Source organism: Mesorhizobium intechi (assembly GCF_002879535.1).
Taxonomy (GTDB): Bacteria; Pseudomonadota; Alphaproteobacteria; order Rhizobiales; family Rhizobiaceae; genus Mesorhizobium; species Mesorhizobium intechi.
In genome coordinates, this window is sequence record NZ_PNOT02000113.1 from 1 (window position 1) to 10,000 (window position 10,000).

Annotated in this window: 6 protein-coding genes and 1 pseudogene; 5 read left to right on the plus strand and 2 right to left on the minus strand. The window is 63.7% G+C overall.

Annotation, left to right across the window (positions count from 1 at the left end; translation table 11 throughout):
- The 4 genes and pseudogenes from C1D09_RS10380 to C1D09_RS10395 all read left to right on the plus strand — a co-directional run.
- Positions 1 to 549: pseudogene (locus C1D09_RS10380) on the plus strand (DUF4167 domain-containing protein); the annotation flags it as partial.
- 221 nt (positions 550 to 770) lie between these two features.
- Entirely contained in the window at positions 771 to 3,377 is a 2,607-nt protein-coding gene (gene clpB / locus C1D09_RS10385; RefSeq protein WP_143974180.1) for an ATP-dependent chaperone ClpB, read from the plus strand.
- Positions 3,378 to 3,436: 59 nt separating this feature from the next.
- Positions 3,437 to 3,799 carry an MmcQ/YjbR family DNA-binding protein gene (locus C1D09_RS10390; RefSeq protein WP_143974181.1) on the plus strand — a complete coding sequence of 121 codons (363 nt, stop codon included), beginning with the start codon at positions 3,437 to 3,439 and terminating at the stop codon, positions 3,797 to 3,799.
- A 149-nt stretch (positions 3,800 to 3,948) separates the two neighbouring features.
- Positions 3,949 to 5,457, plus strand: a complete 1,509-nt coding sequence (locus C1D09_RS10395) for a L,D-transpeptidase family protein (protein WP_143974182.1) — start codon at positions 3,949 to 3,951, stop codon at positions 5,455 to 5,457.
- Here the strand turns inward: C1D09_RS10395 and C1D09_RS10400 are convergent.
- Positions 5,431 to 6,063, minus strand: coding sequence for a TMEM175 family protein (locus tag C1D09_RS10400; RefSeq protein WP_143974183.1), 633 nt, complete (start codon positions 6,061 to 6,063; stop codon positions 5,431 to 5,433). The genes C1D09_RS10395 and C1D09_RS10400 overlap by 27 nt on opposite strands.
- A 152-nt stretch (positions 6,064 to 6,215) precedes the next feature.
- On the opposite strand from C1D09_RS10400, the gene C1D09_RS10405 reads away from it, so the two are divergent.
- A complete protein-coding gene (locus tag C1D09_RS10405; RefSeq protein ID WP_143974184.1) occupies positions 6,216 to 7,790 on the plus strand; it encodes an MFS transporter in 1,575 nt (524 codons plus the stop codon).
- Positions 7,791 to 7,816: 26 nt separating this feature from the next.
- Here the strand turns inward: C1D09_RS10405 and C1D09_RS10410 are convergent, their stop codons facing one another.
- Complete coding sequence (locus tag C1D09_RS10410; protein ID WP_167514564.1) at positions 7,817 to 9,787, minus strand: M23 family metallopeptidase; 1,971 nt, start codon at positions 9,785 to 9,787, stop codon at positions 7,817 to 7,819.
- Between the last annotated feature and the right edge of the window lie 213 nt (positions 9,788 to 10,000).

The following is a 10,000-nucleotide window of genomic DNA, read 5'->3' on the forward strand; positions in this document are numbered from 1 at the left end:
AACCATGGCGCCGGCCCGCAGCCGGTGATCGAAGGCATGCCGGCCGAAGTCGCGCTGAACCGGGACGGCCGCGACAATCGTGACAACAGCGGGCGCGACAACAGCGGGCGTGACAATGCCGGGCGCAACAATGGTGGCCGCGACAACAATGGCGGGCGTCATCGTGATCGCCGCCCCAATGGCGGCTATGGCCAGAATGGCCAGCGTGATTACGCGCCGTCGACCGAGCAAGGCGGCCAGCAGCGCAACGAAGCCCCGGCCCAGGCAGAGGTACAGCTGGAGCCCGGTTCACCGGCCGAGACCGTTGCGGCCGCCGAGCCGGCACCGATGTTCGAGAGTTTTTCGCCGGCGGCTCTTGCCGCTCAGGCCGAGCTCAACGAGGCGGCCGCCGAGGGCGGCGCTGCCCGTCGCCCGCGCCGTCCGCGCCGGCCGCGCGCCAGTGCCGACCAGGTCGATGGCGGCGGCGACAATGCGGATGCCGGCGAGGTGGCCGCGGCCCCGGCCGATGGCGGCAATGCCGAGCCCGTGATCGTCGACATCGACAACTGATCGAACGGCATTTCAAGACGTGGAACGGCGGAGAGCAATCTCCGCCGTTTTCGTTTCGGCTGACGTGGACTATTATGCATTGACCGGCATCAAGGCGTCTTGAGACGGCATGGCCTATGCACCATATCTTCGGCTGAACAGGACCCGGCTCGAATGGGCGGGTCCGTCACCGCAATCTGATCCGGTGCCGCAAAGCGGGCCGGTGATGGAAGGAGACAGATATGAACCTTGAGAAGTACTCCGAGCGCGTGCGCGGCTTCATCCAGTCCGCGCAGACCATGGCGCTTTCCCGCAATCACCAGCAATTCACCCCTGAACACATTTTGAAGGTGCTCGTCGACGATGACGAGGGCCTGGCCGCGTCGCTCATCGAGCGCGCCGGCGGCAATGTCCGCGACGTCAAGCTCGGCGTCGAGACGGCACTCGAGGCAATGCCGAAGGTGGAGGGCGGCAACGGCCAGCTCTATCTGGCGCAGCCGCTGGCCAAGGTGTTCTCGACAGCGGAAGAACTGGCCAAGAAGGCCGGCGACAGCTTCGTCACGGTCGAGCGGCTGCTGCAGGCGCTCACCATGGAAAAGTCGGCCAAGACCGCCGACATACTGGCAAAGGCCGGCGTCACCGCGCAGGCGCTGAACCAGGTCATCAATGAAGTCCGCAAGGGCCGCACCGCCGATTCGGCGAGTGCCGAGCAGGGCTATGACGCGCTGAAGAAGTACGCGCGCGACCTGACGGCGGATGCCCGCGCGGGCAAGCTCGATCCGGTCATCGGCCGTGACGACGAGATTCGCCGCACCATCCAGGTGCTGTCGCGCCGCACCAAGAACAATCCGGTGCTGATCGGCGAGCCGGGCGTCGGCAAGACGGCGATCGCCGAAGGCCTGGCGCTGCGCATCGTCAATGGCGACGTGCCGGAATCGCTGAAGGACAAGCAGTTGATGGCGCTCGACATGGGCGCACTCATCGCCGGCGCCAAATATCGCGGCGAGTTCGAGGAGCGGCTGAAGGCCGTGCTCTCCGAAGTCACCTCGGCCAATGGCAACATCATCCTGTTCATCGACGAGATGCACACGCTGGTCGGCGCCGGCAAGGCGGACGGCGCGATGGATGCGTCGAACCTGTTGAAGCCGGCGCTGGCGCGCGGTGAACTGCACTGCGTCGGCGCGACCACGCTCGATGAATACAGAAAACATGTCGAGAAGGATCCGGCACTTGCCCGCCGTTTCCAGCCGGTCTTTGTCGACGAGCCGACGGTGGAGGACACCGTCTCGATCCTGCGCGGCCTGAAGGAAAAATACGAGCAGCACCACAAGGTGCGTATCTCGGACTCGGCGCTGGTGGCGGCGGCCACCCTGTCCAACCGCTACATCGCCGACCGCTTCCTGCCGGACAAGGCGATCGACCTGGTCGACGAAGCCGCTTCGCGGCTCAGGATGCAGGTCGATTCCAAACCCGAGGCGCTGGACGAGATCGACCGCCGCATCATGCAGCTCAAGATCGAGCGCGAGGCACTGAAGGTCGAGACGGACGATGCCTCGAAGGACCGGCTCGCACGGCTGGAGAAGGAGCTTGTCGGCCTCGAGGAGGAATCGACCGAGATCACAACCAAGTGGCAGGCCGAGAAGCAGAAACTCGGGCTCGCCGCCGACTTGAAGAAGCAGCTCGACGAGGCACGCAACGAGCTTGCCATTGCCCAGCGCAAGGGCGAGTTCCAGCGCGCCGGCGAGCTTGCCTATGGCAAGATCCCGGAACTCGAGAAGAGGCTGAAGGACGCCGAAGCCCAGGACGGCAAGGCCGGCATGGTCGAGGAAGTGGTCACCCCCGACCACGTCGCTCATATCGTCTCGCGCTGGACCGGCATTCCAGTCGACAAGATGCTGCAGGGCGAGCGTGACAAGCTGCTGCGCATGGAAGACGAGATCGGCAAACGGGTCGTCGGCCAGGGCGAGGCGGTGCAAGCCGTTTCCAAGGCGGTGCGGCGTGCCCGTGCCGGGCTGCAGGATCCGAACCGGCCGATCGGCTCGTTCATCTTCCTGGGACCGACGGGTGTCGGCAAGACCGAACTGACCAAGGCGCTGGCAAGCTTCCTGTTCGACGACGACAGCGCCATGGTGCGCATCGACATGTCGGAGTTCATGGAGAAGCACTCGGTCGCCCGGCTGATCGGCGCGCCTCCAGGCTATGTCGGCTATGAGGAAGGCGGCGCGCTGACCGAAGCCGTGCGGCGCCGGCCCTATCAGGTCGTGCTGTTCGACGAGATCGAGAAGGCGCATCCCGATGTCTTCAACGTGCTCTTGCAGGTGCTCGATGATGGCCGGCTCACCGACGGGCAGGGCCGCACGGTCGATTTCCGCAACACGCTGATCATCATGACGTCGAACCTTGGCGCCGAATATCTGGTCAATCTCGGCGAGGACCAGGATGTCGATGCCGTGCGCGACGAGGTGATGGGCGTGGTCAGGGCATCGTTCCGGCCGGAATTTCTCAACCGCGTCGACGAGGTGATCCTGTTCCACCGGCTGCGCCGCAAGGACATGGACCGCATCGTCGAAATTCAGCTCAAGCGGCTGGAGAGCCTGCTCGTCGATCGCAAGATCACGCTGTCGCTGGATCACGATGCGATCGAGTGGCTGGCGGCCAAGGGCTACGACCCGGCCTATGGCGCACGGCCGCTGAAGCGGGTGATGCAGAAGGAACTGCAGGATCCGCTGGCGGAGAAGATCCTGCTCGGCGAGATTCTCGACGGTTCGACCGTCAAGGTCACGTCCGCTGCCGACCGATTGAACTTCCGCTCGAAGCCGACGGTCGTCGCGACCGAAGCGGCGGCCTGATTTCAGCGCCGCGCGTCCATTCTGGACGCGCGGCGTTTTCATATTGGTGGCGGGGGCGGATGACGCTGGACGACTACAACGGCTTCTGCGCCTCACTGCCGGCGGTAAACCACGTCGTCCAATGGGGCGGCGCCCATGTCTGGAAGGTCGGCACCAAGGTGTTTGCGATCGGCGGCTGGGATCAGGGCCAGCAGCTCTTCGTCACGTTCAAATGTTCCGACATGGCCTATGACGTGCTGAGGGAGCAGCCGGGCTTGCGGCCCGCGCCCTATCTCGCCTCGCGCGGCATGAAATGGATCCAGCGTCGGACAAGCCAGAGCATGGATGATGCTGCGCTGAAGGACTATTTGCGCGAGAGCCATCGCCTTGTCGCCCTGAAGCTGACCAAGCAGGCGCGCAAGGAATTGGGGCTCGCAAGGTAGCTGGTATTCGTCGGTACGCCGAAAAACCGCCATCTTCATGCCCGGTTCATATTGGAACCATAGGGTGGGGTAGCTGGTTTGCTGGCGAAGGGGTTCGCCCAGACAACAACGCCGGGCGGCGGCAATTACGGACCGGAGAGTTGGCCACGATGTTCCGCACGATCTTTGCCCTTTCCGCGCTTGCGACCGGGCTTGTCTCTTTCGGTGCGCTTGCCGCGCCGACGCACGACAATGCACCAAATGCTGTCCGCGCCACCAATGATGGCGGCATTCTTGTGGCCCAGGACGGAAATCTGGACATCTACTACGACGCCCGCGGCAATCGGGTCATCGTCGATGCCGACACCGGCAAGGTCATCGCCATCCAGCCGCCGCAGACACGGCTTGACCGGCGCGCGCTGCGCCGCGAGACAAGGTTGCGCGAATTGGGCCGGGCTCCCGCCGCCGACGACCGCTATTATCTCGACGATCCGCAAGACATGGCGCGGTTCCGCCGCAAGCAGTTGGAAGAGGAAGGCCGCGTCATCCCGCCACCGGCGGATGAATACGACCCCTATGGCGACAATTCAGTCGACGCCTATCCGCCGGCGACGCAGGACGATGGCAGCTACGACAACAGCTATCCCGATGCGCCATCGGCAAAGCCGGGCACCATCAAGCGCCAGCCGCTGAACGAGGCCGCGATCGACCCTGCGCAGCCGGACGTCGTCAATCCGGATACGCAGGCTTCCCTGCCGCCGGACACTGGCGGCAAGGCCGCCGTCGATCCGTCGCTGTCGCTCGGCGTGCGCCAGGACGTGGCGGCGCTGCAGGTGCTTCTCGACCGCGGCGGCGCTTCGCCGGGCGTGATCGATGGACGTTTCGGCTCGAATGTCGATAAGGCCCTGGCCGCCTATAACCAGATCAGCGGCAGCAATCTGAAATCGACGGACACCGTCGGTATCCAGGCGGCGCTCGCGCAATCGGGCGGCGATGCTTTCGCCAGTTACACCATCACAGCGGAGGATGCGGCTGGTCCCTATGTCGCCTCGATCCCGGAAGATTACGGCCAGAAGGCGCAGCTCAACTGCATGTGCTACACCTCCGTCACCGAGGCGCTGGCGGAGCGCTTCCACATGGACGAGAACTATTTGAAGTCGATCAACAAGGGCCTCGACTTCAACCGTCCCGGCACGATCATCAAGGTCGCCAATTTCGGCAAGCTGGTCTCGACGCCGGTCTCGCGCATCGTCGCTGACAAGACCAAGAAGGAAGTGTACGCCTATGATGCCGGCGGCAAGCTGGTCGCCGCCTATCCCGCGACCATCGGCTCTGCCGACACGCCGTCGCCCACCGGCATCCACGCGGTGTCGCGCATCGCGCTCGACCCTAATTACACCTACAATCCGAACATCAACTTCAAGCAGGGCCAGAACGACAAGATCCTGACCATTCCGCCAGGCCCCAACGGCCCCGTCGGCTCGGTGTGGATCGCCCTGGACAAGCCGACCTACGGCATCCACGGAACGCCCGAGCCGTCGAAGATCGGCAAGACCGAAAGCCATGGCTGCGTTCGCCTGACCAACTGGGATGCGCGCGAACTGGCCAAGCTGGTGTCGCCAGGCGTCACCGTGGAGTTTGTCGGCGGACCTTCAGCCGATGACTTTGCGCAGCAATGAGCCGCGCAGCGCGGTGGCATAGATCAGCTGCACCACCAGGATGAAGCCGACGCTGAGCAACGGCGTGACCAGGCAGAGTAGCGCGCCGATCGCCCACAGGATCTGCGCCTTGATGATGCGCAGATAGACCGTGCGCTTCGTTTCGGCATCGACGTCTTCGGCGACAAAGCCGTTCTTCTCCGCGTAGCGCCAGCTGGCGAACAGCGTGACGCCCAGCATCAGCAGATTGAGCCAGTAGACCAGCACCGCGGTCCTGAATTGGAGGAAGTCCGCCAGAAGGTCGGTCGAAAACGGCAAGAGCGCGATGAAGGCGAGAAAGCAGAGATTCAGCGTGGCAAGCCGCCTGTCGGACTTGGCGATCAGCCCATGCTGAGCCTGCTGGCCGAACCAGAAGATGGTCAGCGTCAGGAAACTCAAGGCATAAGTCAGGAAGCGCGGTGCCAGTGCGGCGATGGCGACCAGCAGATCGTGCTCGGAATGCACCGTCTCATGCGCAGGCACCCTGATCTCGAGCACGATGAGCGTGAGCGCGATGGCAAAGACGCCGTCGGTGATGCCGACAATGCGGCCGCGTCCCTCCGCCGACGCTTCGAGTGGACGTTTCATTGATTTCCCCCGGCTGCCGTCTTCCGGAAAACCTAGCATGACTGCCGGCGTTTGCATCAGCACAGGACGTATCCTGGCCAATTGGCTGGTTTCAAGGTTTGCAAGCTGCTGGCGGGTTGTTGCCTGCGCGCTTGGGGTCTAAGCAAGGCGTCATGCATTCGCCAAATGAAGCCGCCGCCGTCCCGCTGACCAGTCCGATCACGAACGGAACCTTTTGTCCGCAATCGCAGCGGCGGTTCGTCTTGATCGCGGCGATCCTGGCCTCGGCGCTCGGCTTCATCGATGGATCGATCCTAGCCATCGCCATGCCGGCGATCCGTGTCGACCTCGGCGCCAGCCTTGCCGAGGCGCAGTGGATCTCCAACGCCTATGCATTGACGCTTTCGGCGCTGATCCTTGCCGGCGGCGCCGCCGGCGACCGGTTCGGGCTGCGCCGCGCCTTCGTGGCCGGCATCGCGCTGTTCATCGTTGCCTCGCTCGCCTGTGCGTTGGCGCCGAATGCGGTCGTGCTGATCGGGTTTCGCGCTGTCCAGGGTATCGGTGCGGCGATCATGGTGCCGGGCAGCCTCGCCATCATCGCCAAGGCCTATCCGAAAAAGGAGCGCGGTCGTGCAATCGGCATCTGGGCCGCCGCCTCGGCGCTGACCACGGCCCTTGGGCCGGTTCTCGGCGGTCTGGTGCTGTCGGCTTTCGGCCACGGCATCTGGCGGGCGATCTTCGCCGTCAACCTGCCACTCGGCCTGGTCTCGATCTATCTGCTGCTCGTCAAGATTCCGGCCGATGCGGCGACGGAAAAACGCAGCCTCGATCTCGGCGGTGGCGCGCTCGCGACATTGGCGTTCGGCGCGCTCGCCTATGGGCTGACATCGATGAGTTCGAGCGGCGAGGGCCATATGGCGGGACCGAGCATTGCCGTTGGCGTGGTGCTGCTTGTGATCTTTATCCTGTTCGAACATCGGCAACGCGAGCCGATGATCGACCTCAGCCTGTTTCGCATCGGCGCTTTTGCCGGGGCCAATGTGGCGACCTTCTTCCTCTATTTCGCGCTGTCGGCCAATCTGTTCTATCTGCCGATGCTGCTGATTGCCGGCTGGGGACTAAGCACGGCAGAGGTCGGCTTCATCTTCCTGCCACTGTCCGCATCGATCGCGCTTCTGTCGGGACCGGTCGGCAAGTTGTCGGACCGGATCGGACCGCGGTTTCCCATCGCCTGCGGCAGCCTGATCGTGGCCTTCGCTTTCGCCGGACTTGCCTTGCTCAGCCGTGCCGGCATCCACCATTTCTGGACCGGAATATTCCCGCTGATGGCGCTGATGGGCCTCGGCATGGCGCTGGTCGTCTCGCCACTGTCCACCGCGATCATGACAGCGGTGGAAGACAAGGATACGGGGGCTGCCTCCGGCATCAACAATGCCGTCTCACGCATTGGCGGCCTGATCGCGGTGGCGGCAATGGGCTCGCTTGCCACCTGGGTCTATTCAACGATGCTCGACACCGGGGTCAGGCCGGGCATTCCGGGTTTTGGCGAACCGGTATCGACAGGCCTGGCGCCCGAACTTGAAGCAACGCGGCTTGCTGCTAGCGACATGGCCTTTGCAGCCATATCCTTGACAACCGCCGTGCTCTGCCTGCTTGCCGCGATCATCGCCTGGATGACCGTTTCGGGTCAGGCGCTGCCATGGCCGCACCGCACCGATGAATCGTCGGCTGATTCGTCGCGAAACTGATTCGCCTATGCCGGATTGGCCGAGGTTCAGCCCTCGATCTTGGCGCTTGCGACTTTCAGAGAATTGCCATCTTCCTGCTTCAGCAGGTCGTCGATGCGCTCGCGCTCGCGTTTGAAGGCGACGAGATCGTCGCCCTTCAGCACCTTGCCGACCGGCAGCCGAACACGCATCGAATCGACTTTGGTGCCGTTGACGATCAGCTCGTAGTGGAGATGCGGACCGGTGGAAAGACCGGTCTGGCCGAGATAGCCAATGACCTGGCCCTGGCGAACCCGGACGCCCGGCGCGATGCCTTTTGCAAAGGCGCTCTGGTGATTGTAGGAGGTCTCATAGCCATTGGCATGGCGCAGGATGATCTGCTTGCCATAGCCGCCAGCCCAGCCGGCCTTCTCGACGACGCCATTGCCGGCGGCGATGATCGGCGATCCGATCGGGGCGGCCCAGTCGGTGCCCGTGTGCATACGGACATACCCCAGGATAGGATGCTTGCGCGCACCGAAGCCGGAGGTGAATCTTCCGTTGGGCAGTGGATTGCGCAGCAGGAACTGCTCGGCGCTCGACCCATCCTCGTCGAAATAGTCGGTGCTGCCGTCTTGCATCTGGAAGCGATAGAAGTTGCGCGTTGTACCGCCGAAGTTCGCCGAGACATAGAGGAGCTCCGAATCGTCGGAGGTCTGGTCGTCCCCGTCCGGCTGCGAGAACAGCACTTCGAGGCGATCCGACGGATTGAGGCGTGACTGGAAGTCGACGCCAGATGCCAGCAGCTTGATCAGCCGCTGGGTCATTTTCTTCGACATGCCGTAGGAATAGGCGGTGCGGTAGATACCGTCATAGACGGTGGGCAGGTTGCCACGCACCACAACCGGCGCCGACGAATCGTCAAATGCCGTCAACAATTCGGGATTGGGATCCGGCTCCTGCGCCGGCACATACTGGCCGCGGTCATCGAGTGCGATGGTAACGATGTGGGTGGTCCTGTCGTAGACGCTGGTGCGCACGACCTTGGCGGCGTCGCCATGGACTTCGAGACCGACGCGCAGCACGGTTCCGGCTTTGAGCGTCGGCGCGTTCAGCAGCTTGGCGATCGCTTCGGCCATGCCGGTGGCATCATCGCCCGTATAACCCGAATCGGCAAAGGCCTCGGTGAGGTCGGTGTCCTTGGTGAAGGGAATGATTTCCTCGGCGAAAGCCGGCGCCTGGTCATCAGTGGCGGCACGCGGCGACACCGAGACGTTTTCCGGCACGATCTTGACGTCATAGGAGCCGGCCATGCTCTCGGCAAAGGCATCGCCGAATCGCTGCGGATCGACATAATGGAGTGAAGCGACCTGCACGGCGCCGTCGCTAAGGTCGGTGCCGGCCTCGCGCACAACCTTTTCCACCTCGTCGGCGGACAGATCGCTCTTTTCGTCGAAGGACGCCGTCTCGATTGGGAAGTCGACGGTCTTCAGGCTCATCTCGCTTTCGACCTTGGCGCCATAGATCTGGCCGGAGGCGGCGGAGGCCGCCGCCGGTTGCGCCGGAGCGTCGTCGCCGTCGTCGCCGAACACCTGCATTGGATCGAAAGGCGGGTAGGGCCGGCTGGTGGTGTGGCCTGCGGCGAGCGCCATCTTGATCTGCACGAAAGGCATTGTGTGGATGACGTCGCGGTCGCCGACCTTGGTGACCATCGACACTTCCATACGGCGGCGGTCCTTGGCCTTGGCGATCTGACGCGGCGCAACCAGCCTGGTTGTCTTGGCCACCTCGCCGGAATCGCCATTGCTGGCAAGGCCGATCAGTTCCGCGATTTCGGGTGGCGTCGCCAGTTGCTGGCGACCGTCCAGAGCGGCGAACAGCGCCACGCCCATCAGCACGCTCGAAGTCACGCCGGTCAGGAATGTTCCCGACAGCCAGCGCGCGGAAACCTCGCGCCGATCGGGCGGGCCACTGCGGCCATCCGCGATAAGCGGCGGCTCATTGCCGAGTTCGGCTATGACATTTTCCGTATCTGGCATCCAGAAAGGCTGCTTCTTCCCCGGGCGGAACGGCTTGTCGCTTTTGTTGTGGCCATGACATTTGCCTGTCACGGCAGGTTAAGTCAACGAAGCCTCAGGCCTCGGTCGAATTCCCCCCAGGCACTTCTCTCTTATAGAGCGCTCTGCAAAGAGGGCGGTGTGCCTTCTCTATAGGGCTCATCGCGCGCTGGCTTGCGTGGCTCTCAAAAGAGG